The organism is Nostoc sp. UHCC 0302 (assembly GCF_038096175.1).
Classification (GTDB): domain Bacteria; phylum Cyanobacteriota; class Cyanobacteriia; order Cyanobacteriales; family Nostocaceae; genus UHCC-0302.
Map to the genome: position 1 here is coordinate 236,275 of NZ_CP151099.1, position 18,801 is coordinate 255,075.

12 protein-coding genes are annotated in these 18,801 nt (G+C 41.2%); 6 read left to right on the plus strand and 6 right to left on the minus strand.

Annotated features, from left to right (window positions below):
- Positions 1 to 25 precede the first annotated feature (25 nt).
- Positions 26 to 3,484, minus strand: a complete 3,459-nt coding sequence (locus tag WKK05_RS01020) for an ATP-binding protein (protein WP_341527967.1) — start codon at positions 3,482 to 3,484, stop codon at positions 26 to 28.
- A 656-nt stretch (positions 3,485 to 4,140) separates the two neighbouring features.
- On the opposite strand from WKK05_RS01020, the gene WKK05_RS01025 reads away from it, so the two are divergent.
- The 4 genes from WKK05_RS01025 (at position 4,141) to WKK05_RS01040 (ending at position 9,242) form a co-directional block, all read left to right on the plus strand.
- Positions 4,141 to 4,722 carry a KaiA family protein gene (locus WKK05_RS01025; protein ID WP_341527968.1) on the plus strand — a complete coding sequence of 194 codons (582 nt, stop codon included), beginning with the start codon at positions 4,141 to 4,143 and terminating at the stop codon, positions 4,720 to 4,722.
- A 235-nt stretch (positions 4,723 to 4,957) separates the two neighbouring features.
- Positions 4,958 to 5,269: a circadian clock protein KaiB gene (gene kaiB / locus WKK05_RS01030; protein ID WP_341527969.1), complete on the plus strand. Its 312-nt coding sequence runs from the start codon at positions 4,958 to 4,960 to the stop codon at positions 5,267 to 5,269.
- Between the two features lie 78 nt (positions 5,270 to 5,347).
- Positions 5,348 to 6,910, plus strand: a complete 1,563-nt coding sequence (gene kaiC, locus WKK05_RS01035; RefSeq protein ID WP_341527970.1) for a circadian clock protein KaiC — start codon at positions 5,348 to 5,350, stop codon at positions 6,908 to 6,910.
- Positions 6,911 to 7,016: 106 nt separating this feature from the next.
- Positions 7,017 to 9,242, plus strand: coding sequence for a TolC family protein (locus tag WKK05_RS01040; RefSeq protein WP_341527971.1), 2,226 nt, complete (start codon positions 7,017 to 7,019; stop codon positions 9,240 to 9,242).
- A 432-nt stretch (positions 9,243 to 9,674) separates the two neighbouring features.
- Here the strand turns inward: WKK05_RS01040 and WKK05_RS01045 are convergent, their stop codons facing one another.
- On the minus strand, positions 9,675 to 13,367 hold the full coding sequence (locus WKK05_RS01045) for a response regulator (RefSeq protein ID WP_341527972.1): 3,693 nt from the start codon (positions 13,365 to 13,367) through the stop codon (positions 9,675 to 9,677).
- Between the two features lie 470 nt (positions 13,368 to 13,837).
- Here WKK05_RS01045 and WKK05_RS01050 point away from each other — a divergent pair, with 470 nt between their 5' ends.
- A complete protein-coding gene (locus WKK05_RS01050) occupies positions 13,838 to 14,071 on the plus strand; it encodes a hypothetical protein (RefSeq protein WP_341527973.1) in 234 nt (77 codons plus the stop codon).
- 520 nt (positions 14,072 to 14,591) lie between these two features.
- On the opposite strand, the gene WKK05_RS01055 is transcribed toward WKK05_RS01050, so the two are convergent.
- From WKK05_RS01055 to WKK05_RS01065, 3 genes are all read right to left on the minus strand, one after another.
- Complete coding sequence (locus WKK05_RS01055) at positions 14,592 to 15,065, minus strand: BON domain-containing protein (protein ID WP_341527974.1); 474 nt, start codon at positions 15,063 to 15,065, stop codon at positions 14,592 to 14,594.
- 54 nt (positions 15,066 to 15,119) lie between these two features.
- Entirely contained in the window at positions 15,120 to 16,067 is a 948-nt protein-coding gene (locus tag WKK05_RS01060; RefSeq protein ID WP_341527975.1) for a hypothetical protein, read from the minus strand.
- 62 nt (positions 16,068 to 16,129) lie between these two features.
- A complete protein-coding gene (locus WKK05_RS01065) occupies positions 16,130 to 16,408 on the minus strand; it encodes a GlsB/YeaQ/YmgE family stress response membrane protein (RefSeq protein ID WP_341527976.1) in 279 nt (92 codons plus the stop codon).
- Positions 16,409 to 17,296: 888 nt separating this feature from the next.
- Here WKK05_RS01065 and WKK05_RS01070 point away from each other — a divergent pair.
- Positions 17,297 to 17,479 (plus strand): CsbD family protein, encoded by a 183-nt coding sequence (locus WKK05_RS01070; protein ID WP_341527977.1) that lies wholly within the window; start codon positions 17,297 to 17,299, stop codon positions 17,477 to 17,479.
- 148 nt (positions 17,480 to 17,627) lie between these two features.
- Here the strand turns inward: WKK05_RS01070 and WKK05_RS01075 are convergent, their stop codons facing one another.
- Positions 17,628 to 18,734 (minus strand): hybrid sensor histidine kinase/response regulator, encoded by a 1,107-nt coding sequence (locus tag WKK05_RS01075; RefSeq protein WP_341527978.1) that lies wholly within the window; start codon positions 18,732 to 18,734, stop codon positions 17,628 to 17,630.
- Positions 18,735 to 18,801: the final 67 nt, after the last annotated feature.

Here is an 18,801-nt window from a genome sequence, read left to right on the forward strand (position 1 = left end):
GACCGCACTGCCTCCCCCATGCCCATTAACATTTATCATTGTGACCGCTGACAGATAAAGCTTGATTTATCTGACTCAATAGGTCTTCCATTGATATTGCTCGCGGTAATATTTGAGTAGCGATCGCATTTACAACTGTTTCTACAGATTCAAGTCCACTTTTTTTCTGCTTTTCAATGCCCTCTAAAGCTATCTGGGAGTGGAAACTATCCTCCAAGCTATTTAATCGCTGATTGAGTACTAAAATTGGTGGTAGCTTTAAAGGCATGTCACTTAAAGCTTTCAATGCTTTTAGCATATCTTTGTGAATGGCAGATTCTCCTAAGCAAATCAGTAACAAATCAACACTTTGATGGCGGATTTGTTGTAGTACTTCTGCCCAGCAGCGAGCCATTGCCGCTTTCAACCCTGCTGTTTGAAGATACTGAATTAAAGCTTGGAACCACTCAGAGCCACGTTCAGCAGTTTCACTACTAATTGAGCAATTTTTTTCGGTTTGAGCGCTTCTTCCCTGCTTGCGTCTTCCTTGTGGTAAATCCCGCAGCGTTGCTAAATCCACCACTAAGATGTTAGGAGGACAGCAGATACCAGAGGCAATTTGCAGTACCGACAATAGGGGATCTGTTTTACCAGTGCGATCGCGAAGCGGGCGCTCTGCGCCATCGTCTTTTGTGCGACTTCCTTTGGGAATATCGCTGTTGTCTTTGCCAATTGGGGTTAAGTAAGGAAACACAGATAGTCCCGGTATCTGAGAAGCCTCTAGAGTTGTTGTGACATCACAAGTTACCAATGGTAGAGCCGCCAAACGTGGGTGCTGAGTCAGTTGTTGCAGGTAAGTTTTGGCAACTGGGGTTTGGACATCTAGTAAAATTACATCGAATTGCCACACCCGCGCCAAAAGTTCTGCCTGATCTAAGTCATCTACTTCAATCACTCGATGTTCTCGGAGTGAAGGGTGAGGATTAACCGATTCCAACTGAGTAGGATTCACCAACCTGAGAATTCGTAGTGGAGTTTTATTCTGGATTTCTTCCCTATTATCTAATCCTGACTGCGGAACTTCTGGTGTAGCACATAATTTTTCTAAAAGTGGTGTCAAGAGTTGATTCTCGACTGGCAAACTTAAAAAACCATCACAACGGTTAGCAAATGCTTGTTCTTTTTCTGCACCCGTCGCTGTCACAATTACAGAGATGTGGCGGGTTGCACTATCAGATTTTAGCAAGGTCAGGACATCCCAACCTGACAGCAGGGGTAATAAAGGATTCAAAAATATTGCTATTGGTTGCAAGCGTCGGGCTTTTTCTACTGCCTCTGTCCCAGATCGCGCAATGACTACGCGATAACCTAAACCTTTGAGTTGTTCGGTTAAATCTTCAATGTACCGGGCTACTGCCTCGACTACCAAGACCAACCTTTGTGAAGAGGTGGGATGATGCTGTGAGGGCGTAGTGACTATCTGACGCGCTGCTGTGGTGATTCCTTGGGTTTCTTTGTCTTCTCTGCTTCCCATCTCTGGTTCCGAGAATCCTGTTTTCGGGGGGCTGGGTGGCAGCAGCAGTGTAAATTGGCTGCCTTTTCCCTCACGAGATAAAAAGCTGACATCTCCGCCGTGGAGTCGAGCCAAAGCCCTAGTTAATACCAATCCCAAACCTGTGCCTTCAAATTGGCGGGTGAGGGGATTTTCTAATTGTTGGAATTTTTGGAATATTAAATGTTGCTGGTGTTCGGGAATGCCGATGCCTGTATCCCAGATTGTAAAGGCAATCCAACCTTCCCAACGACTTACCCGCAGCCCAATTTCGCCTGATAGTTCGGTGAATTTAAAGGCGTTTGAAAGTAGGTGTACTAGCATCTGCCGCAAGCGCAATTCGTCTGCTACGATTTGGTCTAAGCCAAGTTCAATAGAGAGGCTGAATTCTGGAGCAGATAAACGTGTTTCTTGAGCTTGGGAGGCAACTGTTTTGCTGGTGGTTTGAGCGTGGATTGCTTTCACCTCTGATAAAGCGCGATCGCACACAGCCTGGATTTTGACTGGAGTCGGTGTCAACTCCATCTGTCCCGTCTCCATGCGGGTCAAATCCAAGATGTCATTAACTACGCTCATCAAGTGGCGTCCACTTTGATGAATTAGTCCGGCATAACGAGCTTGACGCTCGTTAAGTTCTCCCAACTGCTGATCGACAAGCAACCGTGATAAACCTAAAACGGCTGTTAGGGGAGTCTTGAGTTCATGGCTAATACAAGCTAAAAACTCATCTTTCAAGCGATTTAGTTGAATTAGATCAGCATTCTTTGCTGCTAACTCTTTGCACAACTGCTGCTGTTCGGTGACATCAGTCGCTAATACTAACCACAAATCAGTACCCAGTTCTGAATCTTGAAGACCGAGTGTAACTTCTGAGCCTGTATTCGCGAATTTTAATTCCGGACTATCTAATGCGATTTTGGCAAATTGCCAGATTCGCTCCTGACCATTTTGCACTTCCACAACACAGGTGCAAGTACCCATCTGACTATCTAAAAAGCAGCGACTACCTGAAGCCTCTACGACTACTTCTTGCTCGTTAAGGCTATTAAATGAAGCTGATTGTGATCTGGCTGGTAACCCTTGCTGGGGTATTGTTTCACTTCTGTGCGATCGGGTATTATCTTCTTGATCATGTTTAAGCAGAAGTGGTTGTTCTTCCGCATCGCGATCGCTTCCCCTGCCGGAATGAACCTTAACTGCGTTTTGGGTGGCATATTCGGGTTTTTTGGTTCCCAAGGGAGCAAGTATTGCCTCAACTTGCTGCCTGACTCCTTCTGGATCTTTCAAAACTCCTAATTGCTGCCACCATGCTGGGTTTTGCGCCACTACCTCCCCAGTACCAGTTTGCAACATCAAAGGCCAAGGCAGTCTTTCCAATAACTGTACCAGTGGTTTTTGTCCTACTGGCGTGCGTTCATTCTTTGTCCACGTCTGTGAGTGAGATTTTGCTTGACTGCTATATTCGTGGGGAGTCCCTGAAGACAACATTTGAGTGGCTGAACTGAGGGAGAATGAGCCAATTGCGACTTTTTCCTTAGCCAATAATTTCAATAGGCGTAAGTTATCGAGTAGTCCCAAATATTTGCCATTGGCATCAATCAGCGCCCAATCTAAGCTCCGGTTTTGTGGGTTTTGTTCGTAACGCAGCCACAAACTCAATTTTTCTACTTGCTCCGAAGCCAGTATTGTCTGTATTGGGTCAATTAAAGCTTCACCCAAGGTGGAGAGTGACTGCTGCAAATTTAAATATGCTTCACCACCATCTGCCAACATTTTTTGGGTTAAATGGGCAGAATACAGCAACCCGATTGGGCATTGCTGTTGGTTTACTACTACTAAGCGATCGCACTGCTCTTTCTCTAAAATCTCCAGCACCACTGCCAGAGTGCTTGTTTCTGGACAGCTAGGTACGGTTGCCAGAAAGTCATAAAGCGGGTACTGTAACATTAACATAAGGCTTTAGGGGTCATTCTTCCTGTCGAAACCTCTGGCACAACCATTTGCTAACTGCCGATGATCTTCAAGCCTAAAGTAATATCCTTCAAGAAGACTCGTCGTATAAGCTATTCTGGTTACAATTTCAACGCCATTGAAATCATAGGTTTTGCACTTACCGACGCTTGATCGCGTCTACATAATTTTCTGAGCGGCGTTTATTTGCGTTCTTAACTTTTGGCGATTAGCCTCAGTATCGTCCTACTTATATTGAAACTCCTCATCGATTGCGACAGCATAAAACAATTATGGCTCCAAAGATTCGCTTTAGAACCTTGAGGAATTATAATGATTTAGAATGCGATAATCCTTTAAGTTCGTTTAAGTATCTTATCAAGGAGTTAAACATAAGAATCTGCATCAAGATAGATTATGGATATGCGAATCATCAAATAGCTACTTTCCTCTTTAAGGCAAAACCTTCATCAACAACCTACTCAGTCGCTGCATCGGGTTGTTGAATGACCAGCAATAAGCTGACATAGAGCGTTTTCTTGGGCTTAACTGAAAAATTTACAGCAGAGCCAGTCTTACTAGGCAAGAAGCATTTGTCATAATTATTAACTCACCCCTCTTGGTCAAAGCGATCAAGGAGATATATATAGACACAATAAATGTTAATACCTATATTAATTCTGCAACCTCATGTTAAAAAATTCTTAAATAATCTATCTCGCTTAACTAAACAACATGGTTTAAGTGGATGGGTGTGGAAATTTATTTACCCTAATACTACACAAGTGCACTACTTACCTGTATCTGCAACTGCTCCCGTTCAGATCCATTATTTACCAAAGCAACTACAACAAAACCTATTTAAACAATTTTCCGATCAATATTGCTATGTATTTGCTTGCTACAAGCCAAAGAATCAGCAACCGTTCCAAGAAATGACTCCAGGCGCTCAGCAGGCCTTGTTGCAACAGTTGAAACTAGATTATAGCAAAATTATACTTGATTATTTTACCACAGATAAAACACTAAAAGAAAAAATTGATAAATTTATCAACACCGTATTTTATGCTAATATTCCTGTGCCGCAAATCATAGAAATTCATATGGAGCTAATTGATGAATTTTCCAAACAGCTAAAATTAGAAGGAAGAAGTGATGAAACATTACTTGATTACCGCTTGACACTGATAGATATATTGGCAAACCTATGCGAAGTCTATAGGTGTTCAACTTATAAATAAATTGCAGCAGAATTCAGAATTCAGAATTCAGGTAGTCGCCGAGCGCAGCAGAGGTGAGTCAGAAGAAAATCCGGTTTGATATCTAGCTTTTTAACTTAGATACTGTACTTTATTTACTTGCAAACTGCTATAAATTTATCTCATGTTTGACTTGCTACAATTTGCTGCTGTAACTTGACTGCCAAATCCCAAGCACATCTTGTATTTCTATTCTCACTTCTAGCCTGTACCTAATATGAATAAAGCCAAAAAGACCTACGTTCTCAAGCTTTATGTAGCAGGGAACACGCCCAACTCAGTACGGGCATTAAACACACTCAAAAACATTTTAGAACAGGAGTTTCAAGGTGTTTATGCTTTGAAGGTAATTGACGTATTGAAAAGCCCCCAACTAGCAGAAGAAGATAAGATATTAGCGACTCCTACATTATCTAAAATTTTGCCTCCACCGGTTCGCAAAATTATCGGGGATCTCTCAGATCGAGAAAGAGTGTTAATTGGATTAGATTTGCTTTATGAAGAACTAAGTGAAGAATTTGAAGACTGAAATATTTAATTATAAAGAAATTGAGTCTAAACTTTAGTAATAGAAAAACGGGTTTAAAACCCATTTATTAATTAAGCAATGAGTGAAAACGAGCAAACAGAGCAAAATAAAGCACCACTAATTGCGGGTGTAGAAAAAATTCGCACGATGATAGAGGGCTTTGACGATATAAGTCATGGCGGTTTACCTGTAGGTAGAACAACCTTAGTAAGTGGCACTTCTGGTACAGGTAAAACTTTGTTCTCTCTTCAGTTTCTTTATAACGGTATTACCTACTTTGATGAAGCAGGAGTATTTGTTACTTTTGAAGAATCACCCAGCGATATTATTAAAAATGCTTATGTTTTCGGATGGAATTTACAACAGCTAATCGATGAAGGCAAATTGTTTATTCTCGATGCATCCCCCGATCCTGAAGGTCAAGATGTCGTTGGAAATTTTGACCTTTCTGCACTCATTGAACGCCTGCAATACAACATTCGTAAATATAAAGCCACACGAGTTTCAATTGATTCAATCACAGCTTTATTTCAACAGTATGAAGCTCCAGGAGTAGTACGACGTGAGATTTTTCGCCTTGTAGCACGTCTCAAACAGCTCTATGTCACCACTATTATTACTACTGAACGTAGTGAAGAATATGGCCCAGTTGCTTCTTTTGGAGTAGAAGAATTTGTTTCTGATAATGTGGTAATTGTTCGCAACGTTTTAGAAGGAGAACGTCGCCGGCGCACGACTGAAATTCTCAAGTTGCGCGGTACAACTCATATGAAAGGCGAGTATCCTTTCACAATTAGCAATCAAGGAGTCAACATTTTTCCATTAGGGGCAATGCGTTTGACGCAAAGGTCTTCTAATGTCAGAGTTTCTTCTGGGGTCAAAACCCTGGATGAGATGTGTGGTGGTGGATTTTTTAAAGATTCAATTATTTTGGCAACAGGAGCTACTGGTACAGGTAAGACACTGTTAGTTAGTAAATTTATCCAAAACGGCTGTGTTAGCGGCGAGCGGGCGATACTATTTGCTTATGAAGAATCACGCGCCCAACTATCTCGCAATGCTTCCTCTTGGGGAATTGATTTTGAAGAGTTAGAGCATCAAGGGTTACTCAAAATAATTTGCACGTATCCTGAATCTACTGGTTTAGAAGATCACTTGCAAATTATTAAGTCAGAAATTGCTGTATTTAAACCATCTCGTATTGCAATTGACTCTCTATCAGCACTAGCAAGAGGAGTAAGTAATAATGCATTCCGGCAATTTGTAATTGGTGTAACTGGTTACGCTAAGCAAGAAGAAATAACTGGTTTTTTTACCAATACAACTGAGCAATTTATGGGTTCGCATTCAATTACAGATTCCCATATTTCCACGATTACAGACACTATTTTGATGTTGCAGTACGTAGAAATTCGAGGAGAAATGTCACGGGCAATTAACGTATTTAAAATGCGGGGATCATGGCACGATAAGGGTATCCGTGAGTACAATATAACCGCTGACGGCCCGGATATTAAAGATTCTTTCCGAAATTATGAACGGATTGTTAGTGGCGCTCCGACTCGCGTTAATGTTGATGAAAAGGCGGAACTTTCTCGCATTGTTAGACGTTTTGAAGACAAGCAGAGTTCTGATTCTTAAATTTGGTATCGTGGTATATCCTTTCCCAAATTTATTATCGTGCTATATTCTGTGGTGAAGACAGGTTTTCTGCCGCTAGATTATGATTTTCGTGTGAGGGGATGCGGTGAAAGGACAGCAATTATTTTATAGCTTCTTACCTGGTGTGACAGCAGCGGTCTTAACAACCCAACCAGCCTGGGCTGGTACTGTAAAAGTAAGTCGAGTACAAGTGTCTTCTCCTAGTGTTTTGACTTCTATCTACAGTCAAACATTGGTTGCGGATATCATGAGTACCCAACTGCCTAATAGTGCGGGCATTAGTTTTCCTGCTTTAGTACCTACTTCTAGTTGGACTAAACTCAGTGTGAAGCCTTTAAGTAATCACAGTCTTCCAGCAATCATCGCTGGAGGTACTGGCATGACTATAGAACAAGTACCTACAAAATACGAAGGTAGATTTTTGAGTTTGACACCTACCTTCAATTCTTCCCAAAAACCAGATGTAAATCGTTCTGTTCCAAGTGATCAACAACAGAATAACTCAGGCTCTTTTGGGCAGAAATTAGAAAATATAGTAGCTTTTAATACTACTAATACTACTTCGAAAGCACCTTCTGTGCCGGAACGGATTTTGCCGATGTCTTCTTCACAGCAGCCAGCGGTGCAGAAGAAAAATGCTGATACTAATTTACAGACATTTTTACAAACTTCGGCAGTAGGAGCAGGAACAGCCAAGTTGTTGGTAGCGCAGAATTGCCAACAAGAATCGAGGAAAACTAAAACTTCTCCCTCGGCTGCTTTGCTTTTGACCTCAAGTACCTGTTCGCAACAAAATGCTCCTGGAGAACGCGTAGCTCAGAGTAATATCCCAGCTGCACCAGGAACTGTGACTCCAGCGTCGCCAACAGTGCCAACTCCCGCTAGACCGACACCTGTAACTCCAGTATCGCCGAGTTCACTACCTACTCAAACTGCACCAACAGTTGTGGCTCCTTCGACACCTGGTGCTGTGCAAATTCCAGAGAACCTCAATCCCAGCCCAAATCCTCTGCAATATCCTACTAAACCAGAGGAAGTGACACTTCAGGGAAATCAGCCAATTACTTTGGCACAGGCTCTAGAGTTAGCACGGCGTAACAATCGAGATTTACAGGTGTCAATATTGCAGCTACAGCGTAGTCGAGCTGCTGTACGTGAACAGCAAGCTGCTTTATTTCCTAACCTTAGTGTTAGTGCAAATATTGCTCGGAGCCAGGATGCATCAAATCAGCTTCGGGTGGAACAACAGGAACGACAGACAGGTATATCATCGCCAAATGGAGATCCGGCAAATACAAATTTTTCTGGTCAAGCAGAACTGAGATATGACCTCTATACTTCTGGGAGGCGGCAAGCTGCTATTAGACAAGCTGAAGAACAAGAACGTGCTGATGAATTGGCGGTAGAAACTCAGGATGAGACAATCCGTCTGAATGTTGCTACTGACTACTACAATCTGCAACAAGCAGATGAACAAGTACGTATTGCCCAGTCGGCTGTAACTAATGCTCAGGCTAGCTTGCGAGATGCAGAAGCTCTAGAACGAGCTGGAGTAGGTACCCGCTTCGATGTGCTGCGTTCTCAAGTCAATTTAGCAAATTCTCAACAAGATTTGACTAATGCGATCTCGCAGCAGCAAACTGCTCGTCGTCAGTTGGCTACTAGGATAAATTTAACGCAGTCGGTTAATATCAGTGCCGCTGACCCTGTACAGCTAGCTGGACTTTGGAACCAGACGTTAGAACAAAGTATTATCCTCGCTTTTCAGAACCGTCCCGAATTGCAGCAGCAGTTGGCGCAACGCAATATTAGTGAGCAACAGCGACGGCAGGCACTTGCAGAACTGGGGCCTCAGTTTAGTGTAGTTGCTAGCTATAACCTGCTAGATCAATTCGATGATCAAGTCAGTGTGACTGATGGTTATTCAGTGGGAGTTCAAGCGAGCCTGAATTTATTCGACGGGGGAGCAGCAAGAGCAAGAGCAGCTCAAGCAAGAGCTAACATTGCGATCGCAGAAACTCAATTTGGTGAACAGCGTAACCAAATCCGGTTTCAGGTTGAACAAGCCTTTTCTACCCAGCAAGCTAATTTAAACAATGTTCAAACTGCCAATACTGCTTTAGAACAAGCTAGGGAAGCTCTACGTTTAGCGCGTCTACGATTCCAAGCTGGTGTGGGTACTCAAACTGATGTAATTAACTCAGAAAACGACCTGACAAGAGCTGAAGGTAATCGAGTCCAAGCGATTTTGGATTACAACCGTGCTTTAGCTCAACTACAACGAGCCGTTACTTCTAGGGCATTACGCTAGTAGAAAAAAGGTGTTGGGGTGTGGGGGTATAGGGGTGTAGGAGACCCCATCAATAAATTGAGTTTTATTGAAAATTTGACGCCGTATTTCTCTCTACGAGACGCCCGCCGTAGTATGCCCATTCGCCTTGGTCTCCTTTTGGAGAAGGGCTGTAGGGCGAACGCACTACGTGACTTGAAATACATCTTTTTCTTTTTCCATATTTAAAAAAAGGGGTTTGTACTCAATCTTCTTTCTAGTTTGTCTTAATTTATACCAATTCAATTAATGGTTGTAACACATCCTTGGGTGAAGACGCGATTCATTGCGTCTCTACAGATGGACTATTTGTCGCATTCTTTTTTCTAATTGGTATTACATCTCCACCACCATGCAACCCCTGCACCCGCTCCCGTTGTGGGCTTGATCAAAACAGTATTCAGCGAACTCACGTTAACGATATAGCCAAACCCGCAACAGCGAAAGCAACTGCTCAGTATCTACAGGTTTAGTAATGTAATCAGAGGCTCCGGCTTCAATGCACTTTTCCTTATCGCCTGGCATGGCTTTGGCTGTTAATGCAATGATTGGCAGTGAGCGGAATAGCTGTTGCTGGCGAATGGCACGAGTAGTTTCATAACCATCCATTTCTGGCATCATCACGTCCATTAAAACTATATTAATGTCGGCATTGGCTTGCAACATCTCAATGCCATCTCTACCATTTTCAGCAAACAGAACTTGCATTTGATAGCTTTCTAACAAGCTGGTGAGGGCGAAGATATTTCTCAAGTCATCATCGACAATTAAAACTTTGCGATTAGCTAGCACTGGGTCAGTTTGGTGTAGTTGCTCTAGCATTTCACGCTTGGGTAGTGGCAAGTCTGCTTGTACCCGATGCAGAAACAGGGCAGTTTCATCTAACAACCGTTCTGGCGATCGCACATTTTTAATAATAATTGTCTCTGCCAATCCCCTAAGTTGGGTTTCTTCTTGTTGGGTTAGTTCTTTGCCTGTATAGACAATAATCGGCAGTTTCAAAAGACTCGATTCTTGCTTGATTTGCTCTATCAGTTCAAACCCGCTCATATCAGGTAGACCTAAATCCAGCACAATACAATCAAAGTGATTTGATTGCAAAATTGCCAAGGCTTCTGCTCCCGTACCGACTGCTGTACTTTGAACATCGCCATTACCAATTAGTTCGATAATACTTTGGGCTTGTATGGGGTCATCTTCTATGACTAGGAGATTTTTTACTTTCCGCTCAACGTAGCCTTTAATCTCGGTTAATACCTGAGTGAGTGCTTCTGAAGAAATCGGTTTTTGCAGGTAGGTGATTGCTCCTAGCTGTAAACCCCATTGTTGTCTTTCATCACCAGAAAGAATGTGTACTGGTATATGCCTAGTCTTTGAGTTACGTTTCAAACGATCCAACAATGTCCAACCGTCCATTTCTGGCATCCGGATATCGAGCGTAATTGCATCGGGCTTAAACTGCTGTGCTAGTGCTAATCCTTGTTTACTGTGTAAAGCCACAAGCACTTTAAAGCCCTGTTGACGTGCCATATCTAGTAAGATGGCGGCGAATTTCTCGTCATCTTCGATTACTAGTAAGATGCGATCGCCTGGTTGAATTGTCTCTCGATCATCTGGGATTTCAATGGGGCTGGGTATCGGGTACTGGGGACGCTCCACATAGCTTGCTTCCCCGGAGGGGTACGACAAGCTCAGTGCATCGCTGGGGACTAAGGGTAAGGGCTGGGTAATGGGTACTGGGGGAAGAATTTCTTTTGTTTTGGTCTGTTCTTGAATAGGTGATTGCTTAGTCCCTGAATAAGTTTGCGGTAGGTAGAGGGTGAAGGTGCTTCCCTGTGCTGGTTGACTGTCTAGTTCAATTCTTCCTCCTAAGAGTTGCGCTAGTTCGCGGCTGATTGATAAGCCTAAGCCAGTTCCTCCGTACTTGCGGCTGGTTGTGCCGTCTGCTTGCTGAAATGCTTCAAAAATAATCTTTTGCTTATCGGCGGGAATACCAATACCTGTATCGCTGACAGCAAATGCGATCATCGGATTGCTACTGCTGCTGTCGAGTTGTGCTGCCTCGGGGATGCTAATTTGTAATTTCACTCCACCCTGCTGGGTAAACTTTAAGGCGTTAGCCAGTAAGTTTTTCAGCACTTGTTGCAGGCGTTTTGGGTCGTGATAAATTACATCTGGTAAATTGTCATCCAGTTCAATCGTAAAGTCGAGTCCTTTACTCAGAGCCACTTGACGGAAAGTTCCTTCTAGAGATTGCCGTAAATCTGCAAAGGTAATTTGCTCACTCTTTACCGACAAAGTTCCTGACTCGATTTTTGCTAAATCTAAAATATCATTAATTAACTCTAATAGTTCTGTGCCAGCAGAGTAAATTGTCCGGCTGTACTCTACTTGCTTGTCTGTTAAATTGCCTGCAACGTTATCCGCCAAGAGCCGTGCTAATATCAGTAAACTATTGAGCGGTGTCCGTAACTCGTGGGACATGTTCGCTAGAAATTCCGATTTATATTTTGAAGATAATTGCAATTGCTCGGTTTGTTCTTCTAAAGACTGTTTTGCTAGCTCAACTTCTTGATTTTTACGGGCAACTGCGCGGTTTTGCTCCTCTAAGAGTTCCGCTTTTTCTTCAAGTTCTTCATTGAGCTGCTGTAATTCCTCGTTAGATTGCTTTAACTCTTCCTGTTGTTGCTTCAGGAGAAATTCTGATTCCTCTAACTGTTTTGCTTGTTCTTCTAAACGTTGGTTGCTTTGCCTAAGTTCTTGTTGCTGAATTTGCAGTTCATCTGTTAAAGCTTGAGACTGTTCGAGTAGCTGCTGAGTTTGCGATTGTGCGGCGATATTATTCAAAAATACACCGATGTTTTCAGAGAATTGCTCTAAGAATGTAAGATGGAGTTTGCGAAAGCGTCCAAAAGTGGCTAGTTCAATTACGGCTTTCACCTCACTCTCAAACATTATGGGCAACACAATAAGATTCAGCGGTGAAGCTTCTCCCAAGCCGGAACTGATGCGGATATAGTTGCCAGGAACTTCAGTAAGGAGAATTCTTTGCTTTTCTAAGGCGCACTGTCCCACTAGTCCCTCACCCAAACGAAACTGGCTTGCTAAATGTTTGCGCTCTGTGTAAGCATAGCTACTTAAAAGCTTTAGTACAGGCTCGTTGTCTATTGAGTCCATTAGATAAAAAACGCCCTGAGATGCTCCAACTAGTGGTGCTAAATTTGACAAAATTAGGCGAGCCACGCTTTGTAGATGGCGTTGCCCTTGTAGCATCTGGGTAAATTCAGCTAAATTAGACTTGAGCCAATTTTGCTCTTCATTTTTCTCAGTCGTATTTTGCAGATTTACAGTCATCTGATTGAAAGTTCGCCTCAGCACACCAATTTCGTCTTGGCGATCGCTATTTGGTAAACTTACTGTTAAATCTCCATCCGCAACTTTTTCTGCTAAATCAGAAACTTGCTTCAGCGGTGCTGATATATGTCTAGATAAGGCAAATCCAATTAAAGCTAAGAGTAAAGCATAGAGCGGAATACTATAAATAATAGTGGCAAGCGTTTGTTGGCTAACTATTTGTGCCTTTTGGCTACGCTGCTTGAGCAGTGCATTCTCCTCATTTTCCATCCTCTGGATGATTTGGCGAATTTCAGTCATCAGTTGGTTGCCTTCGTCTGTCATCACAACCTTCTGGGCTGCTTCCAAGCCTTGGTTCTGGCGTAAGGCGATCGTTTGTTTCAGCTCAGCTAATTTCTTAGCAACTAATGGCTGTAAAATACCAAGTTGACGCTGTTGGTTAGGGTTATCTGCCGTTAATTTCTCAATTCCTTTAACTTTTTGATCTACTACATCAATAGCAGCTTTATAAGGTTCTAGATAGCGTTGTTCTCCAGTAATTAAGTAACCCCGTTGCCCAGTCTCGGCATTTGTCAATTGTGCATTGAGGTCTTCAAGCTGACTTAGTACTTGATAGGTATGTTTTTCTTTGTGCGAGGTTTGAATGAGTTCATTGGTGTTTTGGTAAGAGATTAGACCAATAGTACTCAGAATTGCCAGACTTAAGGCAAAACTTGCTCCAATCTTGGTTCCAATCTTCAAACGGTTCAACATTATCTCAGGCGTTTGTTTCCGCTATTTTTATTGCTTTGGTATTTATTGGAATTATTTTTACAACTACAAAGATGTAGATTACTTCGCTAAGTTGTGATTGACGTAATTATTTTTATAAGCCACATACAGCAGAATTCAGGTGGTCGCCGAGCGGAGCCGGAGACGTTCCGCCCCCAAGAAGTCAGAAGTAAATCTAGCTTTATATATAGCTTTTAAAGTTAGACACTGTGCTTCATTTACCTGTGAACTGCTGTATAACTATTTTAACCATACTTCTTTACAAATATCGTTACTTTGTTAACAAGTGTATGTCAATATCAAACGTCTAATACTAATCCCTTAGATATTAGCAATTATTTCAAAAGAAGCAGCAAATTAATCTTTTAATTAAATCTATTGGTGGAACAATAAATACTGATGTTTAGATTATAAGTTTAGTATCTCACCTTTATTTAAACATAGTGGTTTGTATGAGTGCAGTAATTCAACTAACAAGACCTAAATTTTGCAAAGGGCAAAAGGTAGAATTTATTGGCGGATTTGGAACAATAGTCAGTTGTAGTCTTAGTTCTAGAAACTGGTCGTATCTTGTAGAAATGGAAATGGGTTCAGAGCCAGAAATGGGTAGAATTGGCTATGAAACTACTGTTTCTTTATTTGAAACAGACATTTTCTTACCGGAAGACTACCTTGTTGCAGCTTAGATATTGGTCTGGTATTACCTTAACGACGCAACTTTATAGTAGTACAACTCATAGCGATTTTAGGCTGATTAATTGGGTAGAAAAGCCGCTAAATCAGCCGAACAACTCATCTAACAGCTATACCAATTCTATAAACTTTGGTAATAGCTTTAAGAAGCTTGTAAATCCTAAATTTAATACAATACCTTTTAATTATGGATTGATATCAAGCGGTTTTTCAGTAATTCTTGGCAAAGCTAGTTGCTAATTTTAAGCTAATGCAAATATATCTGCAAACCTATGCTTTTTATGTTTACAAACTTTGGGTTTATTTTATTAAAAAATAACCTCTATTTGAAAATAATCAAAAAGCATAGTTTACACCCTGCAAAGGGATTTATTGCATAAGTAACTGGGCAACTGTGCAAAGAATCACTTCATATTTTATTCAGGATTTACACAGCAGGTTTTAAAAATCTACTTTTTATAGGTATGCTTGAAACCTTTGCGAGAGCTTAATTACGAATTACGCGTAGCGGTACTAGTTATTCTTTCCAGGTTTAGCTGGAGCAACAGCTGCCTTGATATCTACAGATTGCACACCTTTAATTTCTTTCGCTAAGTTAGCAATCTTGTCGTATTGTTCCTGAGTAGGAACAGTTCCTGAGATGATAACAGAGCCATCTTTGGCATCAACTACCAACGCACTAGCAGGGAGATTAGCTTCTAATTTACTGCGAACTTCACTGGCTACATCACTATCATCTCTGTCTTTTGCTGTGCCATCGTTTAATGCGTTGTTACGTTCTTCCCGTGCTTTAATATCAGCATTGAGTTGATTTCTGCGAGTTTCGCTGGTTGCATCTTCTTTGGCTTCGCTAGCGTCTTTCGCAGTGGGAATTTTTATCTCGTCTTTAGTGGAATCTGGAGCTTCTCCAGTAGTTTGAGCATTATTACAAGCAGCTACGCTCAACAACAAAATGCCACTGACTAACAAGGTTATTGATTTCTTCATGCTTTGCTGTCCTGTGTTCAAATCGCTGTATAAGTTTAGTACTTTGTCACTTACCTAGAAGTAACGATTTGCACTAAGAATTTGGTAATTACTCTTAGCCGAATTAACTGCTGCTCGGCTATAGGTATGAAAATGTTGAATTTTGTTACTCTCTAAAATGGTTCTTGCTGCTGCTATGTGGATATCAGTACCATTTAAGATTACTAGGTAATCCCCAAGAGAAACTCGATGTTCATAATATCTGGTTAGGTCGTCAGGAATTCCTAAGTTGGCGTAGTTATATTGGGAACTGCTGATTTTTACCTCACCAAGATCATCAAGTGAATTGGTTTCTTCAGCAACCACGGAAACGTGGCTCATCGGAAAGCCAGCTGTTCTCAATTCACTAAACGCTCTTTCTAGGTGTTGGCGTGTAGAAAAAACGCCAACCGCAGATTTGTAGCGCTTATTCAGAGATGGGGATAGCTCATAAGTTCCCCATTGTTGAATGTCACGATTGTGCAATATCATTTTGGCAAGATGAATTTCTTCTTCTGCGCCTGTTACTATCACTAAATAGTAACCTTTAGATACTAAATCGCTGTAAACTCGTGCTTGTTCTTCAGGAATTCCGAAACCCAGCAACGCACCAGCTAAACTACCTGCGGCTGCACCTATGGCGCTACCAGCTAAGGCAGTGGCGATCGCAGTTGCTTCTGCACCAGCTAGCATAATTGGCCCTATCCCTGGAATTGCCAAAAGGCCTAAACCTACTAGTAAGCCAGTTACACCACCTAATGCACCGCCACTTACTGCTCCAGCAGCAGCGCCTTCATCAGATATATTGCCAGTATGCTTTTTAACTTCCACACCAGCAATATCAGCTTGCTCTTCTGTGTTTTGCGCAATTACAGAAACATGATGCATCGAAAAATTTGCAGCTTTTAGTTCCTGAAGTGCCAATTCTGCATCCAAACGTTTAGCAAAAACGCCTACTGATCTTCGCTCTTTTTCTAACGTCATTTTATCTGTTTCTTGCGACTATAAATGCTCTGCCAGGATCTTAGCTGAGCTAACGTAGTAAATTATACGGCTCTGCGGGTCAGCAATCCCCACAGGAAAATCAGCAACATAGCACCTAGAACAGCAAACAAAATACTTCCTAGTGATAAAGCTCCTACGGATGCTGCGGCTGCCGAACCACTCCCTAACAAGACTTGTCCTAAATAACCTCCAAGTACAGCTCCCAAAATCCCTAATATAATTGTGGATAAAATCCCGCCGCCTTGGTGTCCAGGATAAAAGAATTTAGCTAATGCACCTGCAATCAAACCTAAAACCAACCAAGCAATTATGTTAGTCATATCTGTTTATCCTTCCTTGAAAATGCGTTTTGTTTCGCTTTGGACTACGTTCATATTAAAATTTAGCTGCCAATTTTCTGCTCTACCTAGCGAACTAATATCGAAAATCTTTAGATATTATCTGAATATTCAAAATTTCATCTCTGAGGATGACTAGGAATACTACTAATATAAACATCGCTATCAGATGCATATTTACTGGCTGTAGTTTATATATATCTGCCATGTGAATTAAGTTAGACACAAAATGTAAGCAACCTAGTTTAGCTCTGCAATTAGGTCGTGATATATATGGTTCACTCTCAAAATTCAGGTTTATAACACTACTTGTTTTGATGTCATAGAGATGCGAATCGTAAGAATTTCTTTAGAATTATGCTTGATTTAAACTGTATTCAATAGTAAATCACTTCCTTGTTTAACTAACAGTTTAATTGCTGTTGGCTTTGCTAGCACCCGGTAGGCGATCGCCAAGTTTATCTTAATTTGCCGGGATTCTAGTTATTCTGACTCAACGCGGTATATTTGCTATATCTTAATAAGTACACCAAATGCTTGAACTGCCATACTTGCTATGTAATGCCTTCTCGCGATGGTAGACAATTTCTCAGTAAGGTTAATTATCGATTCTCTATCTTTAGACATAAGCTTATTCATCTAAAGAAATAGATAAGGAGTTATTTTGGTATTTCTTGCGGTGATTATTTAAATTCTAGAAGATGAATCAAAAATTTAAAAAAATATGTATAAGGAAAAAAGTTTTTGATTAAAATAACATCTTCCGGCAGAAGAGTTAAAAATTATTTAAAGCTAATATATAAATGTTGAATCGCTTGCTAAACAAGCACTAATAATAAATTCAATAATTAACAAAAATTAGGAGTCAATATGAGTATTGAAGATAGAGCAAAAGCTGTTGCTAAAAACATTGAAGGAAAAGCTCAAGAAGCATTGGGTAAAATAACTGGTAATCCCAATGATGAAGCTGAAGGTCAAGCTAAACAAGCAGAATCTCAAGTTCGCCACACTGTTGAAAATGTCAAAGATGAAGTTAAAAAAGCTTTAGACTAGGCTGAAGACATCTAGTAAAGAGGTGTGGTAAGCAATCTGCTTACCACACCTTTTCTGTTTTTTGAATGCGTATACCAGTACAGACGTTGCAATGCAATGTCTATACTGGGTTTTCGTACTGGCTAATCAACCCCTAAAACACCAAAAATTAGCTATCAGTAGCTACAGGTAGATGTATGGTAAATGTACTACCTTGTCCTGGCTCAGATGTGACATCGATTCTGCCTTGATGTGCTTCGACAATACAACGAGATAAATATAGCCCCAAACCACTACCAGAACGCTGATGTTTACCTTGGCGAAATCGCTCAAATAATATTGCTTGGTCTTGTTTGGAAATTCCTGGCCCTGTATCTTGGATATCAATAGTTATAGTAGTCGGAGTCAGATGGCAGCGAATCTCTACAGAACCTTTGTCTGTAAATTTAATGGCATTACCCACGATATTTGTGAGAACTCGCCGCATCTCTACGCGATCGCCCATTACTATGCTTCCAGTTTCAGTTGTTTTTTCTGCCAGTTCAAGGTTTAGGGCTAATCCTTTTTCTTCAGCTAAATGAGTTAATTCTTGAGCAACTTCACTGACTAATTCTTGAATATCACAAGGAACAATTTTTAAGGTTTTACAACCAGCTTCATGACGATAAACTTCTAACAAAGTGTTCACCATTTCTAGCAGGTCTTGGTTACTGCCAATCATCGTGTCGATGATTTCTTGCAACTGTGGCGAAACGTCGCAAAACCTGCCTTCTAACAATAATTTTAATACCCTATTGGAGGCTACTAAAGGTATGCGTAAATCGTGAGTAAAACGTGAGACAAAATCTGCCCGCAAGTTAGCCATCTGGTCTCGTTCGTCAATACTATGCTTGAGGCGGAGAAGCGATCGCACTCGCGCGTGTAGTTCATCTGGATCGAATGGTTTACGAATGAAGTCATCTGCACCGGCATCGAGTCCTTCGACAACACTAGACTCATAGTGAGCTGTAATTAACAGGATGGGGATAAATGGCAGCGCTTGATTTTGTCGGATGCGACGAGTGAATTCATAGCCATCTATTTCCGGCATCATCACATCTAACAGTATTATGTCTGGCAGCGACTCCTCTACCATATTTAAAGCGATCTTGCTATCTTCCACCAAGATAATTTCATAATTATTATCTTCTAGGACTGCTTCTAATACCAGTAAATTGTCAAAAACGTCATCTACAATGAGAATCTTATCTTTTTTGGCAGTTTTAGTTAGAGACATAGCTAATAAAAACCGAAGTGCTTGGCTATTCCTAGCAAATCTAGTAATAGCTTACTTCACTAGCGCT

Excerpts from the sequence above, each read along its gene's own strand:
- WKK05_RS01020 (WP_341527967.1), bottom strand. The coding sequence starts at position 3,484 with ATGTTAATGTTACAGTACCCGCTTTATGACTTTCTGGCAACCGTACCT.
- WKK05_RS01025 (WP_341527968.1), top strand. The coding sequence starts at position 4,141 with ATGTTAATACCTATATTAATTCTGCAACCTCATGTTAAAAAATTCTTA.
- kaiB (WP_341527969.1), top strand. The coding sequence starts at position 4,958 with ATGAATAAAGCCAAAAAGACCTACGTTCTCAAGCTTTATGTAGCAGGG.
- kaiC (WP_341527970.1), top strand. The coding sequence starts at position 5,348 with ATGAGTGAAAACGAGCAAACAGAGCAAAATAAAGCACCACTAATTGCG.
- WKK05_RS01045 (WP_341527972.1), bottom strand. The coding sequence starts at position 13,367 with ATGTTGAACCGTTTGAAGATTGGAACCAAGATTGGAGCAAGTTTTGCC.
- WKK05_RS01050 (WP_341527973.1), top strand. The coding sequence starts at position 13,838 with ATGAGTGCAGTAATTCAACTAACAAGACCTAAATTTTGCAAAGGGCAA.
- WKK05_RS01055 (WP_341527974.1), bottom strand. The coding sequence starts at position 15,065 with ATGAAGAAATCAATAACCTTGTTAGTCAGTGGCATTTTGTTGTTGAGC.
- WKK05_RS01060 (WP_341527975.1), bottom strand. The coding sequence starts at position 16,067 with ATGACGTTAGAAAAAGAGCGAAGATCAGTAGGCGTTTTTGCTAAACGT.
- WKK05_RS01065 (WP_341527976.1), bottom strand. The coding sequence starts at position 16,408 with ATGACTAACATAATTGCTTGGTTGGTTTTAGGTTTGATTGCAGGTGCA.
- WKK05_RS01070 (WP_341527977.1), top strand. The coding sequence starts at position 17,297 with ATGAGTATTGAAGATAGAGCAAAAGCTGTTGCTAAAAACATTGAAGGA.
- WKK05_RS01075 (WP_341527978.1), bottom strand. The coding sequence starts at position 18,734 with ATGTCTCTAACTAAAACTGCCAAAAAAGATAAGATTCTCATTGTAGAT.